Annotated in this window: 18 protein-coding genes; 10 read left to right on the top strand and 8 right to left on the bottom strand. The window is 60.7% G+C overall.

The window, feature by feature from the left end; genetic code table 11:
• Positions 1 to 106 precede the first annotated feature (106 nt).
• From BLR16_RS13765 to BLR16_RS13720, 8 genes are all read left to right on the top strand, one after another.
• On the top strand, positions 107 to 1,429 hold the full coding sequence (locus BLR16_RS13765; protein ID WP_092194316.1) for an SfnB family sulfur acquisition oxidoreductase: 1,323 nt from the start codon (positions 107 to 109) through the stop codon (positions 1,427 to 1,429).
• 25 nt (positions 1,430 to 1,454) lie between these two features.
• The gene (locus BLR16_RS13760) at positions 1,455 to 2,660 is read left to right on the top strand and encodes an SfnB family sulfur acquisition oxidoreductase (RefSeq protein ID WP_003432325.1); all 1,206 of its coding nucleotides are present in this window, start codon (positions 1,455 to 1,457) and stop codon (positions 2,658 to 2,660) included.
• A complete protein-coding gene (locus tag BLR16_RS13755) occupies positions 2,660 to 4,018 on the top strand; it encodes an LLM class flavin-dependent oxidoreductase (RefSeq protein WP_074806637.1) in 1,359 nt (452 codons plus the stop codon). The genes BLR16_RS13760 and BLR16_RS13755 overlap by 1 nt, the downstream gene beginning before the upstream one ends.
• Before the next feature lie 1,104 nt (positions 4,019 to 5,122).
• Entirely contained in the window at positions 5,123 to 5,911 is a 789-nt protein-coding gene (locus tag BLR16_RS13740) for a MetQ/NlpA family ABC transporter substrate-binding protein (protein ID WP_074806632.1), read from the top strand.
• Complete coding sequence (locus tag BLR16_RS13735) at positions 5,908 to 7,038, top strand: methionine ABC transporter ATP-binding protein (protein WP_054081246.1); 1,131 nt, start codon at positions 5,908 to 5,910, stop codon at positions 7,036 to 7,038. Before BLR16_RS13740 ends, BLR16_RS13735 begins: the two co-directional genes overlap by 4 nt.
• Positions 7,028 to 7,672: a methionine ABC transporter permease gene (locus BLR16_RS13730; RefSeq protein WP_044308745.1), complete on the top strand. Its 645-nt coding sequence runs from the start codon at positions 7,028 to 7,030 to the stop codon at positions 7,670 to 7,672. Before BLR16_RS13735 ends, BLR16_RS13730 begins: the two co-directional genes overlap by 11 nt.
• Before the next feature lie 56 nt (positions 7,673 to 7,728).
• Entirely contained in the window at positions 7,729 to 8,355 is a 627-nt protein-coding gene (locus BLR16_RS13725) for a class I SAM-dependent methyltransferase (RefSeq protein WP_074806628.1), read from the top strand.
• Positions 8,356 to 8,492: 137 nt separating this feature from the next.
• Positions 8,493 to 8,993, top strand: a complete 501-nt coding sequence (locus BLR16_RS13720; RefSeq protein ID WP_003432318.1) for a hypothetical protein — start codon at positions 8,493 to 8,495, stop codon at positions 8,991 to 8,993.
• A 51-nt stretch (positions 8,994 to 9,044) separates the two neighbouring features.
• Here BLR16_RS13720 and BLR16_RS13715 read toward each other — a convergent pair whose 3' ends face one another.
• The 8 genes from BLR16_RS13715 to BLR16_RS13675 all read right to left on the bottom strand — a co-directional run bounded on the left by BLR16_RS13715 (position 9,045) and on the right by BLR16_RS13675 (position 20,070).
• A complete protein-coding gene (locus BLR16_RS13715; protein WP_074806625.1) occupies positions 9,045 to 12,146 on the bottom strand; it encodes an efflux RND transporter permease subunit in 3,102 nt (1,033 codons plus the stop codon).
• Complete coding sequence (locus BLR16_RS13710; RefSeq protein ID WP_003365897.1) at positions 12,143 to 13,228, bottom strand: efflux RND transporter periplasmic adaptor subunit; 1,086 nt, start codon at positions 13,226 to 13,228, stop codon at positions 12,143 to 12,145. The genes BLR16_RS13715 and BLR16_RS13710 overlap by 4 nt, the downstream gene beginning before the upstream one ends.
• The gene (locus tag BLR16_RS13705) at positions 13,225 to 14,343 is read right to left on the bottom strand and encodes an efflux RND transporter periplasmic adaptor subunit (RefSeq protein ID WP_003432315.1); all 1,119 of its coding nucleotides are present in this window, start codon (positions 14,341 to 14,343) and stop codon (positions 13,225 to 13,227) included. Before BLR16_RS13705 ends, BLR16_RS13710 begins: the two co-directional genes overlap by 4 nt.
• Positions 14,344 to 14,649: 306 nt before the next feature.
• On the bottom strand, positions 14,650 to 15,633 hold the full coding sequence (locus BLR16_RS13700) for an RHS repeat-associated core domain-containing protein (RefSeq protein WP_074806622.1): 984 nt from the start codon (positions 15,631 to 15,633) through the stop codon (positions 14,650 to 14,652).
• A 626-nt stretch (positions 15,634 to 16,259) separates the two neighbouring features.
• Positions 16,260 to 17,279 carry an ABC transporter substrate-binding protein gene (locus tag BLR16_RS13690; protein ID WP_003432311.1) on the bottom strand — a complete coding sequence of 340 codons (1,020 nt, stop codon included), beginning with the start codon at positions 17,277 to 17,279 and terminating at the stop codon, positions 16,260 to 16,262.
• A gap of 38 nt (positions 17,280 to 17,317) precedes the next feature.
• Positions 17,318 to 18,184: an ABC transporter permease gene (locus tag BLR16_RS13685; protein WP_005744777.1), complete on the bottom strand. Its 867-nt coding sequence runs from the start codon at positions 18,182 to 18,184 to the stop codon at positions 17,318 to 17,320.
• 91 nt (positions 18,185 to 18,275) lie between these two features.
• Positions 18,276 to 19,157 carry an ABC transporter ATP-binding protein gene (locus tag BLR16_RS13680; RefSeq protein ID WP_054081242.1) on the bottom strand — a complete coding sequence of 294 codons (882 nt, stop codon included), beginning with the start codon at positions 19,155 to 19,157 and terminating at the stop codon, positions 18,276 to 18,278.
• 16 nt (positions 19,158 to 19,173) lie between these two features.
• Complete coding sequence (locus BLR16_RS13675) at positions 19,174 to 20,070, bottom strand: TauD/TfdA dioxygenase family protein (RefSeq protein ID WP_074806619.1); 897 nt, start codon at positions 20,068 to 20,070, stop codon at positions 19,174 to 19,176.
• Positions 20,071 to 20,287: 217 nt separating this feature from the next.
• On the opposite strand from BLR16_RS13675, the gene BLR16_RS13670 reads away from it, so the two are divergent.
• Together BLR16_RS13670 and BLR16_RS13665 are read left to right on the top strand one after the other, a co-directional pair.
• Positions 20,288 to 23,386 carry an autotransporter domain-containing protein gene (locus BLR16_RS13670; protein WP_139211505.1) on the top strand — a complete coding sequence of 1,033 codons (3,099 nt, stop codon included), beginning with the start codon at positions 20,288 to 20,290 and terminating at the stop codon, positions 23,384 to 23,386.
• A 159-nt stretch (positions 23,387 to 23,545) separates the two neighbouring features.
• Positions 23,546 to 24,916 (top strand): DUF6861 domain-containing protein, encoded by a 1,371-nt coding sequence (locus BLR16_RS13665; protein ID WP_044308756.1) that lies wholly within the window; start codon positions 23,546 to 23,548, stop codon positions 24,914 to 24,916.
• Positions 24,917 to 24,926: the final 10 nt, after the last annotated feature.

Below are 24,926 nucleotides of genomic sequence, written 5' to 3'. Positions count from 1 at the left end.
CACGTTTTAAAAACTTTTATACACGCTTAGGGTATATGCACCGGACCACCGGACATCGTGATGTTTTCCAGCCGCACCTGATGCGGCCTACTGCTACGAGGTTCCGATGGTCCCTTTCACAACTACCCCTGTGGATAAACCCAGGGTCGTATCGATTGACGGTGAGCGACGCGAGTCTGATCCGGCGACGGTAGCGACCCAACGCGTCGAGGCTTCACAAGAGCCTGACGCTGCTCCCCGCCTGCTGAAGGCCACCGTGTTGCAAAACGACGCGCAAGCCATTGCAGCAGCCCATGAACTGGCCGCAGCCGCACAGATCAATGCTGCCAATCGTGACAGACAACGTGCCTTGCCATGGGCTGAAATCGAACAGTTCACTCGCAGCGGACTGGGCAGTATTTCCGTCCCGCGCGCATACGGCGGCCCGCAAGTATCGTTCGTCACAGTGGCTGAAGTCTTCCGGATCATTTCTGCTGCCGACCCGGCACTGGGACAAATTCCGCAAAACCAGTTCGGCATTCTGCATCTGCTGCAGGGCAGCGCCACCGAGCAACAGAAGAAAACACTGTTCCAGAGCGTGCTGGACGGTTGGCGCATCGGCAACGCCGGGCCCGAGCGCGGCACCAAAAACACGCTGGAACTCAAGGCACGGATCACCGCCAATGGCGACCGCCTGGCCATCACCGGACAGAATTTCTACTCCACCGGCGCGTTGTTCGCGCATTGGGTTGCCGTCAAGGCGCTGGATGACCAGGGGCGGCAGATCATGGCCTTCGTCCAGCGTGGCACACCGGGCCTGCGCATCGTTGATGACTGGTCGGGCTTTGGCCAGCGCACCACCGCCAGCGGCACGGTGCTGCTCGACAATGTTCCGGTGGACGCCGGGCTGGTGGTCGATAACTGGCGCCTGTCCCTGACGCCGAACATTCAGGGTGCCGTTTCGCAACTGATCCAGGCCGCCATCGATGCGGGCATAGCGCGCGGGGCCATCGACGATGCGATAGCTTTTGTACGCGAGAAATCCCGTCCGTGGATCGACGCCAACGTCGAGCGCGCCAGCGATGACCTCTATGTGATCGCCGACATCGGCAAGCTGAAACTCGAACTGCACGCCGCAGAAGCGCTGCTGCGCAAGGCGGGCCAGGAACTCGACGAAATCAGCGCTGCGCCTATCGATGAGCAATCGGCAGCCCGCGCCTCCATTGCAGTGGCGCGGGCCAAAGTCCTGACCACCGAGATCTCGCTGCTGGCCAGCGAGAAGCTGTTCGAACTGGCCGGTAGCCGCGCGACCCTGGCCGAGTTCAATCTCGACCGCCACTGGCGCAACGCGCGCGTCCACACCCTGCATGACCCGGTGCGCTGGAAATACCACGCGGTCGGCACGTGGCATTTGAACGGCACCCTGCCTGCTCGCCATTCCTGGATCTGAACCAGACCACTGGAGAACACCCTTCATGAGTTTCAACCCAAAAGCGCGCGCTAACGCAGCGCTGATCACCAGTGACGCTCAGGCCCTGCACACAGCCCGCGAACTGGCCCTGCAATTGAAAACCGACAGCGCGCAACGCGATCGCGAACGCCGTTTGCCGCATGCCGAACTGGACCTGTTCAGCCAGTCCGGTCTGTGGGGCATCAGTGTGCCGCAAGCCTTCGGCGGCGCGGGTGTTTCCAATGTCACGCTGGCCAAGGTGATCCAGCTGATTTCCGAAGCCGATGGCTCGCTGGGCCAGATTCCGCAAAACCACTTTTACGCCCTGGAAGTGCTGCGCGTGAACGGCAGTCCGGAACAACAGGCGCGCTTGTACGCCGAGGCACTGGCGGGCGTACGCTTCGGCAATGCGCTGGCCGAACTGGGGACCAGAACCGCACATGACCGCACCACTCGCCTGAGCCGCGACGGGGACGGTTATCGCATCAACGGCCGCAAGTTCTACGCCACCGGCGCGCTGTACGCGCAACGCATTCCCACCTCGGTGATTGACGACGAGGGTGTGCAGCAACTGGTGTTCGTGCCGCATGACAGCGAGGGGCTCAGCGTCATCGACGACTGGAGCGGTTTCGGGCAGCGCACCACGGGCAGCGGCTCGGTGGTGTTCGACAATGTGTATGTCAGCGCCCGCGATGTGGTGCCGTTCCAGAGCGCCTTCCAGCGCCCCACCACGGTCGGGCCACTGGCGCAGATTCTCCATGCGGCGATCGACACCGGCATTGCCCGCGCAGCCTTCGAGGACGCCCTGACGTTCGTGCGGACGCGTACCCGGCCATGGATCGATTCGGGTATTGAAAAGGCCGTGGATGACCCGCTGACGCTGCACAGCTTCGGCAAGCTGGGTATTCGCCTGCACGCCGCCGAAGCACTGCTCGAGCGCGCCGGAGAGTTTCTCGATGTCGCTCAGGCCGACAGCAATGACGAAACCGTCGCCGCGGCCTCGATAGCCGTGGCCGAAGCGCGCGCCATCAGCACGGAGATTTCCCTGGCCGCCGGCAGCACGCTGTTCGAACTGGCGGGCAGTCAATCCACGCTGGCGGAACACGGCCTGGATCGCCACTGGCGCAACGCGCGCGTTCATACGCTGCACGACCCGGTACGCTGGAAGTTTCACGCCATCGGCAATTACTACCTCAACGACACTAATCCTCCCCTGCGGGGGACGATCTGATGGCGCGTAAAAAGATCCTCCTCAACGCGTTCAACATGAACTGCATCGGCCATATCAACCATGGCCTGTGGACCCATCCACGGGACACCTCGACGCAATTCAACAGCCTGGAGTACTGGACTTACCTGGCGAAACTGCTCGAACGCGGGTTGTTCGACGGCCTGTTCATCGCCGACATCGTGGGCGTGTATGACGTGTATCAGAACTCGGTGGACGTTACCCTCAAGGAGGCGATCCAGTTGCCGGTCAACGACCCACTGCTGCTGGTCTCGGCGATGGCAGGGGTCACGAAACACCTGGGCTTCGGCCTGACCGCCAACCTGACCTACGACGCGCCCTATCTGTTCGCCAGGCGCATGTCGACGCTGGATCACCTGAGCCGTGGCCGGGTGGGCTGGAACATTGTCACCGGCTACCTCGACAGCGCGGCGCGGGCCATGGGCCTCAGCGAGCAGAACGAGCATGACCGCCGTTATGATCAGGCCGACGAGTACCTGGAGGTGCTGTACAAGCTCTGGGAAGGCAGTTGGGAAGACGATGCCGTGATCAATGATCGCGAGCAGCGCGTCTACGCCCAGCCGGGCAAGGTGCATAAGGTCCGGCACCAGGGCGAGTTCTATCAGGTCGAGGGTTATCACCTCTGCGAACCGTCGCCGCAACGCACGCCGGTGCTGTTTCAGGCCGGCAGTTCGGAGCGCGGCCTGCAGTTTGCGGGACAGAACGCCGAATGCGTTTTCATCAGCGGGCAGAACAAGGCAGCGACCCGCGAGCAGGTCGACAAGGTGCGCGCCAGTGCCGTGCAGGCCGGGCGCAACCCGGACGACATCAAAGTGTTCATGGGCCTGAACGTGATCGTCGCGGCCACCGAAGCACTGGCTCGGGAGAAGCACGCCGAATACCGCCGCCATGCCAGCGCCGAAGCCGGCGTGGCGCACTTCGCCGCGTCCACGGGCATCGATTTTTCTGAGTATGAACTCGACGAACCCATTCAGTACGTGAAAAACAACGCCATTCAATCGGCGACCAGGAACCTGAAAAACAACGACTGGACGCGCCAGAAACTGCTCGACCAGCACGCCTTGGGCGGCCGTTACATCACCTTGATCGGCTCGCCCGAACAGGTCGCCGACGAACTGGAGTCCTGGATCGCCGAAACCGGCCTGGACGGCTTCAACCTGACCCGCATCGTCACCCCGGAAAGTTACGAGGACTTCATTGATCTGGTGATCCCGGAGCTGCAACGCCGCGGCTCATACAAGACCGCTTACGAAGAAGGCAGCCTGCGCAAAAAACTGTTTCCGGAAGGCACCGACCGTTTACCGCAACGGCATGGGGGAGCGGCACACCGGCCTATTTGATGAAGACATGCGCGCCCACGCTAAAGCGCTTGGCGTTATACACAAGTCTCGTGGGAGCGAGCTTGCTCGCGAAAGCGATTGCCCAGACGCCCTGTTCTCTGCGGCTGCACTGGCCTATTCGCGAGCAAGCTCGCTCCCACAGGGCCGGTGCGCTGCGGGGGATGCACACCGACCTATTTGATGACGACATGCGCCCCATGCTGAAGCACTTGACGTTGTACACAGTTTTTGTGGGAGCGAGCTTGCTCGCGAAAGCGATTGGCCAGACGCCCTGTTTTCTGCGGCTGCACTGGCCTATTCGCGAGCAAGCTCGCTCCCACAGGGCCGATGCGCTACGGGGGATGCACACCGGCGTAATTGATGACGACATGCGCGCCCACGCTAAAGCGCTTGGCGTTGTACACAGATTTTGTGGGGGCGAGCTTGCTCGCGAAAGCGATTGGCCAGACGCCCTGTTTTCTGCGGCTGCACTGGCCTATTCGCGAGCAAGCTCGCTCCCACAGGGCCTATGCGCTAAGTGGGATGCACACCGGCGTAGTTGATGATGACATGCGCGCCCACGCTGAAGCGCCTGGCGTTGTACACAGATTTTGTGGGAGCGAGCTTGCTCGCGAAAGCGATTGCCCAGACGCCCTGTTTTCTGCGGCTGCACTGGCCTATTCGCGAGCAAGCTCGCTCCCACAGGGCCTATGCGCTAAGTGGGATGCACACCGGCGTAGTTGATGATGACATGCGCGCCCACGCTGAAGCGCCTGGCGTTGTACACAGATTTTGTGGGAGCGAGCTTGCTCGCGAAAGCGATTGCCCAGACGCCTTGTTTTCTGCGGCTGCACTGGCCTATTCGGGAGCAAGCTCGCTCCCACAGGACCGATGCGCTGCGGGGGGATGCACACCAGCGTAATTGGTGACGACATGCGCACCCACGCTGAAGCGCTTGGCGTTGTACACAGATTTTGTGGGAGCGAGCTTGCTCGCGAAAGCGATTGGCCAGACGCCCTGCTCTCTGTGGCTGCACTGGCCTATTCGCGAGCAAGCTCGCTCCCACAGGATCGATAAGCGCAAGACGTGGGAACGAGACTTAGGGATTTTTAAAAGGACCACATCATGAGCAAAACCCTCGCTGCACTGGCCATCGGCCTGTTGACCCTGACCGCTTACGCTGACGATAAACCCCTGAAAGTCGGGACCACGGCAGCCTTCGCGATACCGCTGGAAGCCGCTGCCGAAGAGGCTGGCAAGCAGGGCCTGAAGGTCGAGCTGGTCGAGTTCACCGACTGGATCGCGCCCAACGTCAGCCTCGCTGCCGGCGATATCGACGTGAATTACTTTCAGCACATCCCGTTCCTGACCAATGCCAACGAAGCCGCTGGCTTCGGTTTGGTGCCTTACGCACCGGGGATCATCAACAACGTAGGTCTGTACTCGAAAAAGTACAAAAGCTTCGATGAGCTGCCGACCGGCGCCACCGTGGCCATCGCCAATGACCCGATCAACAGCGGACGCGGCCTGCAACTGCTGGCCAAGGCCGGGCTGATCACGCTCAAGGAAGGTGTTGGTTACAAGGCCACCGAAGAAGACATCACGGCCAACCCGAAAAAACTCAAGCTCATACAGGTCGAAGCCGTGCAACTGGTGCGAGCCTACGACGATGCCGATCTGGTGCAGGGCTACCCCGCCTACATCCGTCTGGCCAAGACCTTTCCCGCTGACTCGGCGATCCTGTTCGACGGCCTGGACCACCCGGAATACGTGATTCAGTTCGTGATCAAGCCTGATCACAAGGATGACCCGCGGCTGGCGAAATTCGTCGACATTTACCAGCACTCGCCGGTCGTCCGCGCTTCGCTGGACAAGGTCAACGGCAAGCTTTATCAGGCCGGGTGGAAAGAATGACTGCGACCGCGCAACGCCAACGGCCACTCGACACTGCGGGCGCAGGTCAACGGGCGCAACAGGCCGAGCTGCACCCGGAGCTGAATCGCGCGCATGTGCGCTTCATCAACCTGGGCAAGACCTATCACGGCAAGCAAGGCACGGTGGAGGCGCTGGGCAATATCGATCTGGCCGTCCAGCGCGGCGAGATCTTCGGCATTATCGGCCGCAGCGGCGCAGGCAAATCCTCGTTGATCCGCACCATCAATCGCCTGGAACAACCGAGCAGCGGTCGCGTATTGATCGATCAGGTGGACATCGGCGAGTTCGACGAAGACAAGCTGGTGGAGCTACGCCGACGCATCGGCATGATCTTCCAGCACTTCAATCTGATGTCGGCCAAGACCGTCTGGCAGAACGTCGAACTGCCGCTCAAGGTCGCCGGTGTGCCCAAGGAGCAACGCGCGCGCAAGGTCGCGCAGTTGCTGGAACTGGTGGGTTTGCAGGACAAGCACAAGGCGTACCCCGCGCAACTGTCCGGCGGGCAGAAACAGCGTGTCGGCATCGCCCGCGCGCTGGTACACGACCCGGCGATTCTGTTGTGCGACGAAGCCACTTCGGCGCTGGACCCGGAAACCACCCAGTCGATCCTCGGCCTGCTGCGCGAGATCAACCAGCGCCTGGGCCTGACCGTCGTGCTGATCACCCATGAAATGGCGGTTATCCGTGATATCTGCCACCGCGTGGTGGTGCTGGAACAGGGGCGAGTCGTCGAGCAGGGGCCGGTATGGCAGGTGTTTGGCGACCCGCAGCACGACGTCAGCAAAACCTTGCTGGCTCCGCTGCAAACCGGGCTGCCGAAAGAGTGGGCAGAGCGCCTGAGCGATCAGCCGCAACGATCCGATGCGGCCCTGCTGCTGGACGTGCATTTCACCGGTGTCAGTGACGAAGGGCCGGATCTGGCCGCGCTGTTTGCCGCGCTGGGCGGCAAGGTGCAATTGCTGCAGGGCGGCGTCGAGCGGATTCAGGAACGGCCCATCGGGCATCTCATTCTGTCGGTTGCCGGCTCGCCACACAGCCGGGAAGAACTGCTGGCGCGCGCCCGCACACTGGCGCCACGCGCGGAGGTATTGGGTTATGTGGGTTGATCGCTTGCTGCAAGGCACCCTCGACACGTTTCTGATGGTCGGTGTGTCGTCATTGATCGCACTGCTGCTGGGCATTCCGCTGGCAGTGATTCTGGTCACCAGTTCCAAAGGCGGCATCTACGAAGCACCGGGGATCAACCGGGTGCTGGGTGGCTTCGTGAACCTGTTTCGTTCGATTCCGTTTCTGATCCTGATGGTCGCGCTGATTCCGTTCACGCGGATGATCGTCGGCACCACGTATGGCGTATGGGCAGCCGTCGTGCCGCTGACCATTGCCGCCACGCCATTCTTTGCGCGGGTCGCTGAAGTGAGCCTGCGGGAGGTCGATCATGGTCTGGTCGAGGCCGCGCAAGCGATGGGCTGTCGGCGCTGGCATATCATCTGGCATGTGCTGCTGCCGGAGGCGCGTCCCGGTATCGTCGGCGGCTTTACGATCACGCTGGTGACCATGATCAACTCATCGGCCATGGCCGGTGCCATCGGCGCAGGCGGGCTGGGCGATATTGCCTATCGCTATGGCTATCAGCGCTTCGACACGCAGGTGATGTTGACAGTAATTGTCTTGCTGGTAGCGGTCGTCGCGCTGGTGCAGCTGGGCGGGGACAGGCTGGCACGCAGCTTCGACAGGCGCTGAGCAGCCGCAACGCAGCGAGGGTATATTGGCGGTCTTCCTTTACCGGACCGCCCTTGATGAAACTCGATCCACAGACCCTTGCGCAGATCACCTCCGCGACCCTCGACAATTACAACCGCGTGGCCGACGACTTTCGCGAAGGCACCCGCGACCACGACGTCAGCCAGAATATCGACGCCCTGCTGCGGCATATCGAAGGACCGGCACCCTGGCAGATTCTCGATTTCGGCTGCGGGCCGGGCCGCGACCTGAAAACGTTTACCGCGATGGGCCATGTGGCGGTCGGGCTCGACGGGTCCGAACGTTTCGCCGAGATGGCCCGTGCCGAGACCGGATGCGAAGTGCTGCAACAAAACTTCCTCGGACTCGACCTGCCGCACGGCCGCTTCGATGGCGTTTTCGCCAACGCGGTGCTGTTTCACATCCCCAAACAGGAGCTGCCGCGCGTCCTGCGTCAGTTGCATGACGCGCTCAAGCCGGGCGGCGTGCTGTTCAGCTCCAACCCCCGTGGTGAGAATCAGGAAGGCTGGAACGGCGAGCGTTACGGCGCTTATCACGACCTGGAATCATGGCGCACATTGCTGACCGAAGCCGGCTTTATCGAACTGGAGCATTACTACCGCCCCGCCGGATTGCCGAGAGAGCAGCAGCCGTGGCTGGCGAGTGTCTGGCGGCGTCAGTGATGTCCGGCGCTGTGCAGTCCGCGTGCTGTTACTTCTGACAGTATCGGCAAATACTCACGCGCCTTAGGATGGACTCCCATCCGCCTACGCAGGCGGCTGGCAATGGAATCCATTTGAACCGATCAAAGGAACTGATCATGGCGACCGAATTCGTGAAAAACGGCAACTTCAGCGACGATCTCAAGTACTGGGCAGCACCGGAGGGCTTTGATCCTGACTTCAAGCCTTGGCCCGCAGGGGATGGGCAGAGCATCAAACTGGATGCGACTGGAGTGACCGTAAGCCAATTTATCAATGCGCTGCCTGACTCTACCCTGCATATCGAGTTCGATGTGCATAGCGCAGACCTGAAATTAGACGAGGCGCTCTTTGTTATAGCCGTGGGAGGTTACAACAAAGAGGGCGCGCTGAATCTGACACCGGTCATTGGCCTCGCCACTGAAGAGTGGGAACATTTTTCAGGCGACGTTACGTTCGGAGAAGCGCTTGAAAAATGCTTCGTGAATCTGTCGGCGCCTTCGAACACGTTCCGCTTCTCGCTCTCAAACTCAAGGCTGGCTTCACCGTACGGCCCGGTACGGTTCGCCAACCTCAGCCTGTCCACGATCGACGTCAAAGACGCAGACGAGACCGACTGATGCCGGGTTGGCAGCCCTGCCCCGCGTCACAGGCGGCAGGGCACGCCGACCTCAATGCGCTGGCTGCGCGTGCTCGCCGTCATCCTTGTCAGCCGCTTCGCGACGCTGTTCGTCGGTAGGTTCCTTGATGCGATACCAGGCCACGTACAACGCTGGCAGGAACAGCAAGGTCAGCAGCGTGGCGATGATGATGCCGCCGATCATGGCGTAGGCCATCGGCCCCCAGAACACCTCACGGGCAATTGGAATCATGCCCAGGCTGGCCGCTGCCGCCGTCAACAGGATCGGACGACGGCGATGCTCGGTGGCTTCGACCACAGCGTCCCATGGTAGATACCCACTGCTCTCATAGGCATCGATCTGGGTCACCAGAATCACCGAGTTGCGGATGATGATGCCGATCAGCGCCAGCACCCCGAGAATTGCCACGAACCCCAGTGGCGTCCCCGTCGGGATCAGCGCCAGCACCACACCAATTAGCCCCAGAGGCGCGACACTGGCCACCAGAAACATCTTCTGAATGCTGTGCAACTGAATCATCAGGAACGTCGCCATGAGGAACAGCATCAGCGGCGCAACGCTGGCAATCGGCCCCTGCGCCTTGCTGCTTTCTTCGACCGTACCGCCGGTTGCAACCTTGTAGCCGACCGGCAGACCTGCGGCAAACTTGTCGATTTCCGGTTGCAGCTGCTTGACCAGATCGGTCGGCTGAATTGCATCGCGAACGGCGCCTTTCACCGTGATGGTCGGCTTGCGATCGCGGCGCCAGACCAATGGCTGCTCCAGCTCGTAACCGACCGTGGCGAACGCCAGCAGCGGGATCGACGTGCCGGTCGGCGTCACGATCTGCAGGTTCTGCAGGGTTTCCGGTGTGCCGCGCTCGGCATCTTCAGCACGCCCGATCACGTTGATCAGGTAGATATCATCGCGCACCTGGGTCACGGTAGAACCACTGACCACGCTGTTCATCAGCTTGGCGACGTCTTCCGACGACAGACCCAACTGTCGGGCCTTGTCCTGGTTGATGTCGATGCGCAGGACCTTGCCCGGCTCGTTCCAGTCGTAGATCACTTCGCCCACATGCGGGTTGTGATCGAGCAGCGTAGCCAGTTCGATAGCGTGCTGGCGTACCTTGTCGATGTTCTCGCCGCTGACGCGATACTGCAACGGACGACCCACCGGCGGGCCCATTTCCAGCGCCTGCACATAGGACCCGATGCCGACGAAGTCATCACGCAGGCGTTTTTGCAGACGGGCAGTCAACGCGCCACGCTCCTCCAGGCCTTTACTGACAATCACCAGCTGGGCGTAGAACGGATTTTCCAGCTGCTGATCGAGCGGCAGGTAGAAACGCAACGCGCCCTGGCCGATGTAGGTGCTCCAGCGCTCGATGTCCGGATCGTCCTTGAGGCTCGCTTCAAAACGATCCACTACCTTGCGCGTCTCGTTGATCGAGGCGTTCTGCGGCAGGTTCAGGTCGACCAGTATTTCCGGGCGGTCCGAAGACGGGAAGAACTGGTTCTGCACGAACTGCATGGAGAACAGCGACGCGGCGAACAACCCTACCGTGATGGCAATCGCCAGCCAGCGATGACGCATGGCCCAGAGCATGCTGCCGTTGAATGCCCGGCCTATGCGGCCCGGCTCTTCGGATTTGGGCTTGATGTTGGCGCTCAGAATGTGCACGCCGATCACCGGCGCAAACAGCACGGCAACCACCCACGACACCAGCATCGCCACGGCAATCACGGCAAAAAGTGTGAATGTGTATTCCCCCGCCGAGCTGTTGTTCAGTCCGATCGGCACAAAGCCAGCCACAGTCACCAGCGTACCGGTGAGCATCGGGAACGCTGTCGAGGTGTAGGCGTACGTCGCGGCCTGCTCCTTGGATTCGCCCATTTCCAGCCGTGTGACCATCATTTCCACGGTAATCATGGCGTCATCCACCAGCAGGCCGAGGGCGATGATCAGCGCGCCGAGGGAAATCCGTTGCATGGTGATGCCGCTGTATTCCATGAACACGAACACCATCGCCAGTACCAGCGGAATCGAACACGCAACCACCAACCCTGCGCGAAACCCAAGACTGACGAAGCTGACCAACAGCACGATAATTACCGCCTCGAACAACGCGCTGGTGAAGCCGCCCACAGCCTTGTTCACCACCTCGGCCTGATCCGAGACCTTGTGCACACCAATGCCGACTGGCAGCTCCGCTGTGGTAGCGTCCATACGTTCGTGCAGCGCCTTGCCGAAGGACTGGATGTTGCCGCCCTTCTGCATCGCGATGGCCAGGCCGATCGCCGGTTTGCCATCGAAGCGGAACAGTGGCTTGGGCGGATCGGTGTAGCCGCGGGTGATGTCAGCAATGTCGCTCAGACGGTAAAAACGGTCATTGATGCGCAGATTGACCGCAGCCAGATCCTTCTCGGACGCGAACTGCCCGGAGGTGCGTACCGAGATCCGCTCCGGCCCGGCTTCGATAACACCGGCAGGCGTCACCGCGTTCTGCGATTGCAGGCTTTGCACCACCTGGCTCTGGTCGATGCCCAATGCTGCGAGTTTGCGTGTCGAGAAGTTCAGGTACACCACTTCGTCCTGCTGACCGATCATCTCGACCTTGCCCAGGCCAGGCACGTCGCGGATGTCGGCGCGAACCTTCTCGACGTAGTCCCGCAACTGACGCATCGAGAAACCGTCTGCGGTAAACGCATAGATCGAGCCGTATACATCGCCGAACTCGTCGTTGAACGACGGGCCTTGCAGCCCCTGCGGGAACTGGCCACGAATGTCATCGACCTTCTTGCGCACCTGATACCAGATTTCCGGTATCGCCTTGGCACTGGTGGTGTCACGCAGGTACACGAAGACTGTGGACTCGCCCGGTCGTGTGTAGCTCTTCACGTAGTCCAGCGAGTCCAGTTCTTCGAGCTTCTTCTCGATGCGGTCGGTGACCTGCTCGAGGGTCTCGTCCACCGTCGCGCCCGGCCAGCGGGTCTGGATAATCATGGTCTTGATGGTGAAGGACGGGTCTTCCTCGCGCCCAAGCTTCATGTAGGAAAACACGCCCATCAACAGCGCGACGAACATCAGGTACCAGACGAACGACTGATGCTTGATGGCCCACTCGGATAAATTGAAATTCCCTTTCATCGCGGGCTTTCCTCATCGACTTTGACTTTCTGGCCCGGCTTGAGGCTGTTGACGCCCGCGCTCACCACTTTTTCACCCGCTTTGACGCCATCGGTCAGCACGAAAGAGTCGCTATCACGGCTGGCAATAGTGACGGCTCTGGGGTTAACCGTCTGGCTCTGCGAATCGACGATCCAGATCTGGCGTTTGCCATCGACTTCCTGCAGGGCATTGATCGGCAGGCGCATGCGCGGTGTGATGGTCGAACTGAGCGTCACGCTGATGGCCGTGCCCAGGCGGAACGCCGCTGGCGTTTGCGCCAGCGACAGACGCGCACGACGAGTACGCGTCGTGCGGTCGGCCTGGGGTTCGATTTCACGAAGGGTGGCGGTGGTGTTCACTTCCGGATTCAGCTGACTGGCGACGGTGAATACCACGTCGGACGGCAATTGGTCGGCCAGTGTATCGGGCAGGTCGATCACCGCTTCCTTGATGTCCGGCCGCGCCAGGGTCACGACCTCCTGACCGGCTGTCACCACCTGCCCGGCTTCGACTTTCCATTCGGTGACCACTGCGTCGTGATCACTGCGCAGCTCGCTGTAACTCAATTGGTCGCGGGCCTGTTGAGCCGCGGCCTTGGCCTGTTCCTGCGACGAGCTGGCGGTCTTCAGATCGGTCAGGGCGATGTCCAGTTGCGCCTGGGCACCGACACCGCGATCGAACAGTTCCTGCTGGCGGCGAGCATTGGCCTGGGCGTTGATGTACTGCGCCTGAACATTGGCCAGATCGCCCTGCCGGGCACGCACTGTATTCTGTTGATCGGTCGGATCGAGGGTTGCGAGCAAATCGCCTTTCCTGACTTCAGCGCCGACGTCGACGTCGCGCCGGGCGATGCGCCCCGCGACCCGAAAGCCCAGCACACTTTGATAACGCGCCTGGATATTGCCGGCAAAGCGCCCGAAATCCTGGACGGACTCAGGTCGGGCTTCGACAAAGACGACAGGACGCACCGGTTCAGGAGGTGTTTCATCCTTGCCACAACCGCTCAATAGTAAGCCGCTCAACAAAAGGCTGCCCAGCGCTACGCATGACAGACGCTTCATGGCTGCACCTGTGCGTTCTGCTGCTTGGGCTGTTCGGCAATGTCGACCTGCATGTCCGGGTGTAACAACTGTCCGCCTGCCACCACGACTTTCTCTCCACTCTTGAGCCCGTCGCCGATGATGACTTTGGCGGTCAGGTAACGGGTGACGGTGACCTTGCGCAGATTGACCTTGCCCTGCTCGTCCACCACCCACACGGCAGGCTTGCCCAACTGCTCGCCGAGGTCCTTGGTCAGCGCCGCCCATGGCAACTCGACACTGGCATTGGCCGGTGCGCTCAGTGCCACGCTGACCACCGAGCCGAGGTCCATGCCTTCAGGCAGCGGGTCCAGCGCGATCTTGACCTGCAAGGTGCCGGTTTGCGCCGACACCGCCGGGGTCACCTCACGCACTTTGCCGCTGACCTTGATAGTCGGGTTATCGAGCAACGTGACCTGCACGGCCTGATCGGTGGGCGGCTTGACGAACAGGGACTCGTAGACGTTGAACACCGCATCGCGATCACCGTCGCGCGCCAGATCGAAAATCGGCATGGTGGCCTGCACCACTTGCCCGACTTCAGCCTGACGCGCGGTGATCACACCCGGTGCGTCAGCGACCAGAGCGGTGTAACCCAGTTGTTCACGGGCATTGGCCAATTGCGCCTGCGCCGCCTTCAACGAACTTTCACTGCCGCGCAAGGCGGCCTGTGCAGAGTCATACTCGCTGCGGCTGGTATAGCCCTTGGGCAACAATTTTTGTTGTCGGACGAAAGCAGCGCTGGCCTGATTCACGCGGGCCTGCTCGGCGGCCACAGCAGCAGCGGCCGAGTCGACATTGACCTGCAGATCCTTGGGGTCGAGCCGCGCCAGCACCTGCCGGGCAGTGACCCGGTCGCCCACATCGACATTACGCTGAATGATCTTGCCATTGACTCGGAATGAAAGCCGGGTCTGCACCCGCGCCTGAACATCACCGGTCAGGGCGACACTGGCGGCGAAGTCGGCACTTTTTACCGTCTGCACATAAACCCTGGGCAGTTCGGGCGCCGCCGGTTTTTCCTCGCCACAACCGGCCAGCGCCGCCAATGCAGCAGCCAGACCGAACGTAACCAGTCTTGAAATACGAACGGGCATGCAGACTCCTTGTGCAACTGCCGGATGCGGGCGTGATCAGGGCGAGAGAATAGCGTGAGTATGCGACTGTGTGCGAGAGGGAGGGTTCATTGGGGCTTGCGTTGTAGAAGCGCCGGGAGACGGCTTGAGCGAGTGGCGTCAGCGAAGAAACGTGGTCCGGCGGGTCGTAAGTGTATCGGCAGAGGAGAGCCGTGATCGATCCCTGATGATGGAGTAAAGGCTTCAGCCTGAACCGATTCGGGATGAGGGGCTACTGCCAGAAAGGTCAGTATCGGGGGGAAGGTGCCTGACAAGTGGTAGCAAATATCACAAGGCCGTTCGGATGACCGAAGCATTACTAATGTTCGACGCATTACTTGAGCGTCTCATAGCAGGGCCTTTAAGAAGCACAGGCACTTCTTTCTGGACCCGTTTGTCCATTATGGAACGAGCAATTGACCAGCCACGCAGCCCAGCCGTCGGGTAAGCAATAAGGATAGCGGCAATCCTCAGTGGGCGAATTGCTGGCGATTCAGGGTCAGTTTTTGTCAGAACGAAGGAAGTGGCCCATGCCGAAGTGGCAACCAGTGCAGACACTCCGGTGAATGCCGAGATTTTTTCCGCTGTATTCGCCGGTCTTCTTGTCTCCTGAACGGGAAAAGCCAGGTTATTGCTGGCGACAGCCTGAGGCTTCACTTTGACACCTTTTAGTACAGCTCTTATAGGTGCACGGACCGCCAGCAAACCAATAATGCCGCTCAGAATTGCAGCACCGATGTAGAGGGAAGTTTCCACATCCTCAAGAAAGCCATGCCCCGTCGGATCAGATCGATTGACCGGATCCCCCGCACAATACGCATAGGCATTTATTCCACCCTTGCCAAACGGACTCAGGCTGTCGGGACTGTTGAAGCGCATCAGAACAGGGTTATAGGCGCGATAGCCGTTGCCCAGCAGATAATGACCGGTCAATGGGTCGGGTCGCTCACCGTTGAAGCCTGGCAGTTGGTTCAACGCTTGCCCATGCCCATAGGGGGTGTAAGCGATAGGGTCAGACAAGCTGGCCGATACGGTGTGGAGCACGCTGTGCTGTTGGTCCGAGCCGATCAACAGCGTGGCGAGCGCTGACTGCGTGGCCAGCAACTGACGGTCGCGATGCAGGAAACGAAGGTGTTCTGCACCCTGAATCTCGCTGACCAAGGTGTCGGACTGATAGTACGAGCGGACAAGGGTCCCTGCCGCAGGCGTGCGAGTCGCGAGCCGGTCAAGCGCGTCGTAGCGGTAACGGCACAGAGTAGTTTGCTGGCACATGGCGAGTAACCGGAGTGGTCTTGATTAGCGAGACAGGCCTCTTCAAGCACACAATGCATTGCAGGGACCGCAGCGGCTACTCGTAGAACTGCTAGGTTGCATCAGGGATGTCAGGGGTTCTGGACGCATTCCAGCGAGCGCTCCAGCTCGGCCTTGGCCATATTGATCAGATGCCTGCTGCTAAACAAACAAGGGTGGCGACTTTGACGCGGGTTAGCAGACCGGTAGAGAACACAGACCCGGCGCACTCGAAAGTGCCCCACGCAAAGCCGCCATAAAACGGTAATTGCGCTGCGTGTCTCTGGACAGGCTGCTAAACCCGATCGCTGAAAAACCAGCGACCGACGCAGCCTAGTGTGCGGATTTGGCAGGCGCAAGGGCCCGGGATTTTCTAGGAAAGGTCATACGCAGGAAAGAGAAAAGACTGAAAGAAAGGTCCTGCAGGACAGGTTTTTCGTGAGCGGAAGTCACCTGATTTGTTCAGAAGAGGACGCAGAGCGTCCAGAACGGCATTCCCACGCTGGAGCGTGAGGAACGATAGGCGCCCGGGAGATCTTCTATCGTTCCTCACGCTCCGCGTGGGAATGCCCTTCATGACGCTCCGCGTCATCTTCAAAACGCGTCGATCAACTGCCCTCGGTGCCGTGCGCTTCTTCGAAGAAGTAGTCCTTCCAGCTCGCCGCCTTGTTTTTCAACACGCCCAGCTCATGCAGTTTCTCGGCGTAGATAAAGGTGCGCTGCGGCGTGACGGTGAAGTCGATTTCCGGGTCGGCGACGATTTTCTCTACCAGTGGCAACGGCAGCTTCGATTGCTCGACGCGGATGTAGGTCTGCGCGGCAGCAGGCTTGTCGGCTTTGATGATCTTCTCGGCTTCGGCCAACGCGTCGTAGAACGCCTTGTAGGTCTTGGGGTTTTCGTCGTGGAATTTCTCGGTGGTGTAGAGCACGTTGAACGTCGCCTGGCCGCCCAGCACGTCATAGGAACTGAGCACCTTATGCACGTTGGGGTTCTCCAGTTCCTGGTACTGGAACGGCGGGCTGGAGAAGTGCGAGTTGATTTCCGAACCACCGGCAATCAGCGCGGAGGTCGCGTCCGGGTGCGCGAGGCTGACCGAGATGTTGTCGAATTTCTTGTAGTTGTCGTTACCGAACAGCTTGGCGGTTTCGATCTGCAATGTGCGCGACTGGAAGCCCACGCCCGCAGCCGGTACGGCGATGCGGTCCTTTTCGGTGAAGTCCTTGAGGGTCTTGACGCTGGGGTTGTTGGTCAGCAGGTAATTGGGCATCGAACCCAGCGAGGCAATCGCCTTGACGTTCTGCTTGCCCTTGGTGCGGTCCCAGACGGTCAGCATCGGCGGCACGCCTGCCGACACCACGTCAAGCGCGCCGGCCAGCAGCGCTTCGTTCATCGCCGTGGCACCGGAGATGCTGTTCCAGTCGACCTTGATATCCAGACCCTGCTCCTTGCCGTGTTTCTCGATCAGCTTCTGATCGCGCACCACGTCGAGGATCAGGTAGCCGATGCCGAATTGCTGAGCGATGCTGATCTTGCCTTCAGCCTGAGCGCCGCCACTGAGCAGCGCGCCAAACAAGCCAAGCGTCGCCGCCAGCACAGTCAGTGCCGGGCGTTGAAATGCAGTGTTCATGTGGTTCCCACCCTGATTATTCAAAAAAAGACGGCGTTTCAACGCTGCATGCCCCAGCGCTTGACGGTCAGGCGCTCGATGTTGGCGAACAGCAGGTTCTCGACCAGCAGGCCGATGAGGATCACCGCTGCCAGACCGGCAAAGACCTTGTCGGTATACAACTCGTTACGGTTCTGGAAGATGTACCAGCCCAGACCGCCCTTGCCGGAGGACGCGCCAAACACCAGCTCGGCGGCGATCAGCGTGCGCCAGGCAAAGGCCCAGCCGATTTTCAGACCGGCGAGAATCGATGGCAGCGCAGCAGGAATCAGGATGTGCCAGACAAAGCGCAGGCCTTTGAGACCATAGTTGCGCCCGGCCATGCGCTGGGTTTCCGAGACACCGAGAAAGCCCGCATAAGTATTGAGCGCCAGCGCCCACAGCACCGAATGCACCAGCACGAAGATCAGGCTGTTCTGGCCCAGCCCGAACCACAGCAGCGCCAGCGGCAACAGGGCAATGGCCGGCAGCGGATTGAACATCGCAGTCAGCGTGCCGAGCAGGTCGCGGCCCAGTTGGGTGGACACTGCCAGGGTGGTCAGGGCGAACGCCAGCACGATGCCGATCAGGTAGCCCTGAATCAGTACGGTCAGGGAAATCCACACCTTGCCTGGAAGCTCGCCAGAGATCAGCCCGTCATAAAAGGCGGCCGCCGTTTGCAGAAAGCTCGGCAACAGCAGGTCGTTGTTCTGCAGACGTGCAGCCAGTTCCCAGATCACCGCCAGGGCGATCATGATGACGCATTTGCGCACCCAGCCCAGTTGCCAGATGCGCTGTGCCAGGGGCAGGTCGCGGGCCAGGTCTTCCTGAGTGAAAGGCTCCAGCGTGATTTCATATTCTTCGCGAGCGGGAGGTGCGAGGCTCATGATTCGGGTTTCCCGGTAATCGTGTAGAGAGGACGCGGAGCGTCCTGAAAGGCATTACCACGCGGAGCGTGGGAACGATCAAGGCAGTCGCCTAGTAAGCAATCCGGATGTCCTGAAAATTCAGATCCTGCTCCACCGGCCCGGCCTCGCCCTCATCGAACAACAAACGATGAATACGCTGCGCGGTCTGCTGAAAGCCAACGCCGCCCAGGCTTTTCAGGTCGTATTGATGGCTGTTGATTTCCGCCCGTACGCGGCCCGGATGCGGTGACAGCAGCAGGATGCGGTTACCGACCACCAGCGCTTCTTCGATGGAGTGCGTGACGAACAGCAACGTAAAGCGCACCTCTTCCCACAGCTCAAGCAGCTCTTCCTGCATCTTGCGTCGGGTCAGTGCATCGAGCGCGGCAAACGGCTCATCCATCAGCAGGATTTTCGGCTGCATGGCCAAGGCCCGGGCAATCGCCACGCGGGCTTTCATGCCACCGGACAAGGTGTGCGGGTAGGCATCGGCAAACGCACTGAGGCCGACCTTTTCCAGGTAGTAACGTGCACGCTCCAGCGCTTCGGGACGCTTCAGGGTGCGCGATGCCAGCAGCGGAAACATGACGTTCTCGATCACGGTTTTCCACGGCGGCAACTGGTCGAATTCCTGAAACACCACGATGCGGTCCGGGCCAGGTTCGGTGACCTGATGACCCGCCAGACGAATCTCGCCCTCGCTGGGCCGGATGAACCCGGCTACGGCTTTGAGCAATGTGGACTTGCCGCAACCGGATGGGCCGAGCAGCACGAAACGATCGGCCGGATCGACTTCGAAACTGACCTGATGCGTCGCCCGCACCACACGTTCTGGTGTGCGGTATTCGAGGCTGACGCCGCGAACTTGCAGCAAGGCTTCAGCAGTCGGCTGTTCAGCCGGTTGCGGTTGGGTGCTGGTGCTGGCCGTGTGGCCTTGCGCGACAGCATTCATGAACGGCTCTCCTGGATCAAAATGGTGCGGTGCCTTGAATGGTCGTGCGATGCAGTTTGCGACGCAGGTGCGCCGGGCAGCCGGCAGCCAGATGGATCAGGGAACGGTTGTCCCAGAACACCATGTCGTCGGCCTGCCACTGGTGCCGATAGATGTGCTCGGGCTTCACGCTGTGGGCGTAAATCTCGTTGAGAATCTGACGGCTCTCGTCTTCCGGCAGACCGAGGATGCGCGTCGTGAAACCCTCGCTGACGAACAGCGCCTTGCGCCCGTTTTCAGGGTGGGTGCGAACGATCGGGTGGCTGACTTCCACCACCTGAGCCAGTTGCTCGGCGGTCAGGGTCGGACGCCAGTTGGCGGCGTTATGGCCCTCGGCGTAGCGTGCCGTGTAACTGTGCACCGCCGAGCGCCCTGCGACTGCATCGCGCAGGTGTTGCGGCAACGTTTCCCACGCCAGGTGCATGTCTGCAAACAGCGTATCGCCGCCTTCACTTGGCAGCTCCTGGGCGTAAAGCATCGAGCCCAGGCTCGGCAGCTCTTTGTAAGACAGGTCCGAATGCCAGTACTTGCCGGCATCGCCCAGGCCCACAGGCTTATCGTTCTCGACAACGTTGGAGACGATCAGGATTTCCGGATGGTTGGCCAACAGAAACTGCTTGAGCACATGGATCTGCAGCACCCCAAAACGCCGGCTGAAATCGATCTGCTGTTGCGGCGTGATCTGCTGATCGCGAAACACCACGACATGGTGATCCAGATGTGCCTGATGCACACGAGCGAAGTCGGCATCGTTCAACGGCCTGGACAGATCCAGCCCAACGATTTCAGCGCCCACCTTTTCGGTGAATGGACGCACTTCGAAGGATTGCGAAGCAGGTTGAGCGGACGATGAAGCGAGGGAGGCTGCTGGCATGAGAACTCCGACTCCAGGACTGTGTGACTGAAAGACGAAACTCTATAGGTATAAGAAAGATAATTTAAATACCGTTAAGGAATATCCATAGTGCTGATTTTTTCACTGCCTCGCTGTGTAGCGTCAGCCAGCATAAATGTGTCACGACAGATACATCCAAGTGTAAGACCGCCTTGCTAGGGTCGGCGCCTCATCCGAATCGAGTGAAGCGCCCGCTATGCGATCCAATAAACCGGTTGCCCATGTAATGGTGTCGTCATTGATACTTTCGCTGCTTGCCGTCTCGGTTCAGGCAGCGAGCCGTGCCAATGACAATCGTATAAACGGTGTCGACCTGCTCTCCGGGTTCAACACCCTGTGGACGACCGGTGCGACCTGGGACACCGGCACGCCGACTGCCCTCGGTCAGAGCCTGCTGCGACGCAACCTGCAGATCGTGGTCGACCGCGCCAACTCGCGCACGCTGGCGCAGGAAACCGCCGCCTACTTCGATGACCGCCGCGACCAGAGCTACAGCGCCATCAGCGGCCTGGGCTCGCTGAGCGATGCTTACAAAGCCGGCGCGGGCGCGTTCACGACGATCACGCAATTCGACGACAGCAACAAAACCGTCAGGTACGACGACAAGGGCAATGGCGCAGGCAGTTCGTCCTCGGCGCTGGGCAAGGTGGTGGATCTGGTCGGTGCCGTGCGTAACGATGCCTCCACAACCCCGGCCAAGTCCCACTATCTGTATCCACGGCCATGGCGGCAGAACCTCGACGGACAGAGCCTGGCATTCGTCGTCGCGCCGTCCCTGCGCCCGGCCGAAAGCACCACGCCGGCCAGTGACTCGGGCTTCCCCAGCGGGCACACCAACGCTGCCTACCTGTCAGCCTACGCATTGGCCTACGCGATCCCCGAGCGGTTCAGCGAGTTGATGCTGCGTGCTTCGGAAATCGGCGACAACCGCATCGAAGCGGGCATGCACTCGCCCTTCGACGTGATGGGCGGGCGAATCACCGCGACCTATTTCGCCATCGACAACCTGTCCAATTCCGCCAACACGCAATTGCGCGCCGATGCTCGCGCGCAGGCGCTGGCCTACTTCACCGCTCAGTGCGGCGGCGACGTCAACAATTGCATGACGGCCATCGACCCGGCCACCGATCGCACTTCCCAGCATGCGCAGGACAAGGCGCTGTATACCGCGCGCATGACTTACGGCTTCGACCCGGTCGGCCCGACCAATCTCGCGCCGGTCGTGCCGACCAACGCTGAAGTGCTGCTGGAAACACGCTTCCCGTACCTGGACGCCAGCCAGCGCCGCGAGATTCTGGCGACCACTGAGCTGTCGTCGGGCTACGCAGTGATCGATCAGTCAGGTGGCTACGGTCGCTTGAACCTGTATGCCGCAGGCGATGGTTACGGCGCGTTCAATTCCAACGTCACCGTCAACATGAACGCCAGCCTGGGCGGCTATAACGCCATCGACGCCTGGCGCAACGACATCAGCGGCAGCGGTGCGCTGATCAAGAACGGCACGGGCAACCTGATCCTGACCGGCAACAACACCTACTCGGGCGGCACGCTGATCAACGGCGGCACCCTGACCGGTCATGCCCAGGCCTTCGGCAGCGGCACGATCACCGACAACGCAACGCTGGTGGTCGATCAGTCCACCAACGACACCCTCGCCAACACCCTGACCGGCAACGGCGCGTTGATCAAACGCGGCGTCGGTTCACTGAACCTGACCGGCAACAGCAGCCTGTCCGGCGCGACCACCGTGCAGGCCGGTCGCCTGGCAGTGAATGGCAACCTCGGCAACTCCATCGTCAGCGTGCAGCAAGGCGCGACGCTGGGTGGCAACGGCACCGTCGGCGGCATCAACGTCGCTCAGGGCGGCGTGGTCGCACCGGGTAATTCGGTCGGGCAGCTGAACGTCAATGGTGACGTCAACCTGGCTCAGGGTTCGGTTTATCAAGTGGAATCGGACGCCAATGGCAATGCCGACCGCATCGTCGCCAGCGGCCGCGCGACGATCAATAACAGCACGCTGTCGCTGGTCGAAGGCGGTAACTGGCTGGCCGCCAGCCGTTACTCGATCATTTCCGCAGCCGGTGGCGTGAGCGGTGCATTTGCCGCCGTGCAAACCAACTTCGCGTTCCTTACCCCGACGCTGAACTACACCGCGACCGACGTAGGGCTGACGCTGGATCGCAACGCACAAACCTTCGCCAGCCTGGCGACCACGCGCAACGCCAAGGCGGTCGCGCAGGGTCTGGACAGCGCGGGCGCAGGCAACGCGCTATGGCGTCAGGTGGTGCAGGACGACGCCTCGACGGCGCAGGCCACGTTCAGCGCGCTGTCCAACGAGCTGCACGCATCGACTCAATCTGCGCTGATCGAAGACAGCCGGCTGGTGCGCAATGCCATGAACGATCGCATGCAACAAGCGCAGTCCGCGCAGTCATTCGGCAGCACAACACAAACCCTGGCCGGTGATGCCTCGCGTGGCCTGGTGTGGACCCAGGCCATCGGCGCGACCGGCCAGACCGACAGCAGCCGCGACGCCTCGGGCCTGGAAACCCGCACCAGCGGCCTGTTGTTCGGCGCCGACGTACCGCTCGACGACACCTGGCGTGTGGGTGCATTGGCAGGCTTCAGCAACAGCAGCTTCGACCTGCGCCACGCGTCTGGCTCGACCGACAGCGACAACTATCATCTGGGTGTCTACGGCGGCGCGAAATGGGGCCAACTGGGCCTGCGCCTCGGCGCGGTACGCACCTGGCATGAGCTGACCGCCAAGCGTACGCTGGACCTGCCGGGCTCGTCCGAGCACTTCAAGGAAGACTACAAGGCAGCGACCAATCAGGTCTTCGGCGAGCTGGGCTACTCCATCGAAATGGGCAATGCGCTGCTTGAACCCTTCGCCAACCTCGCCCATGTGCGCCTCGACACCGACGCCTTCGACGAGAACAGCAACGCCATCAGCCTGCAGAACAAATCCCAGGACAACCACATCACCTTCAGTACCCTGGGCCTGCGTGCAGCGACCCGCCTGAACGCTGGCAGCGTCGTGATCAAACCCAACGCCACACTGGGCTGGCGTCGCGCCTACGGTGACGTCACCCCGGAAAGCCGCTCAGCCTTCAGCGGCGGCAGCACCTTCGAACTCTCCGGCGCACTGATCGCCCGCAGCGCCGCCGTGCTCGGCGCAGGCGTCGACCTGGGGTTGAGCGATACGCTGAGCGTGGGCCTGAGTTACGACGGTCAGGTGAGTAACGATGCTTCGGATCAGTCGCTGAATGCTCGGGTGACGTTGGCGTTTTAAGGCTGAAGCGGCGGCTGCTCTCTGTAGGGGCGGAGAGTAGCCTGCAGGATTTCTAGACTCGGCATGTAGGACCCATCAGAAAATCCCGGGCTACTTTGACTTCATTATCGGCCTTCCCTATGGTGCAGCTACCAACCGGGGCAGTCAGGGAGACACCCAATGCAGCTATCGGGCATTGTGCCGTCGTGGCTCGATATAGAACGACGCATCAGCCGAAGCATGGGCTACCAGCCTGGAGCCAGCTTCCAGCGCAGACTCAACAATGAGCCGGTTTCAACATTACAGCTCAACCTCCGACGCGTCGGTAATATCAGAAGCGCGTTCAACCGCGCCGAACTGGAAGCGGCCCGCCGGCTTGGGCGGCGTTTCCTGGATATCGACATCGCCAGCATCATCAACGACCTGATAGACGTGGTCACCCAAATGGCCATGATCGTCGCGGGCAGCACGCTCGCAGGGGGCGCGATAGGTGCGGGAGTCGGCAGCTTTTTCTTTGGTGCAGGCGCGGTGCCCATGGGCATGGCGGGTGCCGCAATAGGCCTGGAGCTCAGCACTTGGATCCTGGGCATTCTCGGCCTGGCGTCCATTGCCGAATTCTTCGTCGACGGCCTTCCGCGGATTGTCGACTATTACGTGCGTGGCATCACTGTCGCCTGGGAAGGCACCCGTGGCGAGCCAGGCCTCAACCCCTTCGGCGGCGACGATCCGCAGGTTGTAGACCGCGCAGCACACCACATCGCCCAAGGCCACGAAGAAGTGGTGGTACTGCTACTGGGCGCCATCGTCGCCTACCTGACGCGCGGCAGAGGCAGCGCAAGCGTACTTGCCAATGAAATGCAAGCCAGCAAAAAAGGTGCGAAGCTCGGCCAATGGATGCTCCAGCACGAAGACGCCCTGACAAGACACCCCGACCTGCAACATGCCGGCCCTCGTAAAAGTGCACTGGACAAACAGGAACCGCCGCCTCCGCCTCCGCCGCCCAATCGACGTGCGGACGAGCCCGAACCGAAAAGAGCGTCGGGCATGGCGGAGCATGAGGTGCCATGTTTTAGATTAAGTGAAAAGCACCGCAACCTTGCTAAAGAGTTTGATGACCAGCTAGAAGCTCAGCAAAATGGGTTGAATGACTTGACGGTGAATGATTATCTGAAAGGGCGGAAAGCTTTTACGGATGGGGACGTTGTGCGAGACCCTCAGTTGGCTGCAAAGGCGCGCGAGGAATTTCGCAATGAACTAGAGGAAAAAATGCAAGACGAACTAATCTCGGGCGGAGCTATGCCCGAGTGGGCAGAAGCAACAGCCAAAAAAATGGCCTCAGAAAAAATGGCAACTCTGGCCGCACTGCATAATCCTGATTTATTTGCTGGAGGGAAAGACATAATTGGTGGTTTTGGTGATCGGAGGATCAACTCTAGCTTGGGTGCACAATGGCCAAGCCGTATTACAGGCTTGGATAGTGCCGCACAGGAGGTGCCAGAGGCGTTGCGTAGGTCTACCAATATGAATGCCAAACTTAAAAAATGTGAATAGAGGGAAAATT

It is taken from the genome of Pseudomonas sp. BS3767 (assembly GCF_900099665.1).
Classification (GTDB): Bacteria; Pseudomonadota; Gammaproteobacteria; order Pseudomonadales; family Pseudomonadaceae; genus Aquipseudomonas; species Aquipseudomonas cerasi.
Note: the sequence above shows the minus strand (reverse complement) of the source record. Positions and strands in the feature narration are given on the sequence as shown.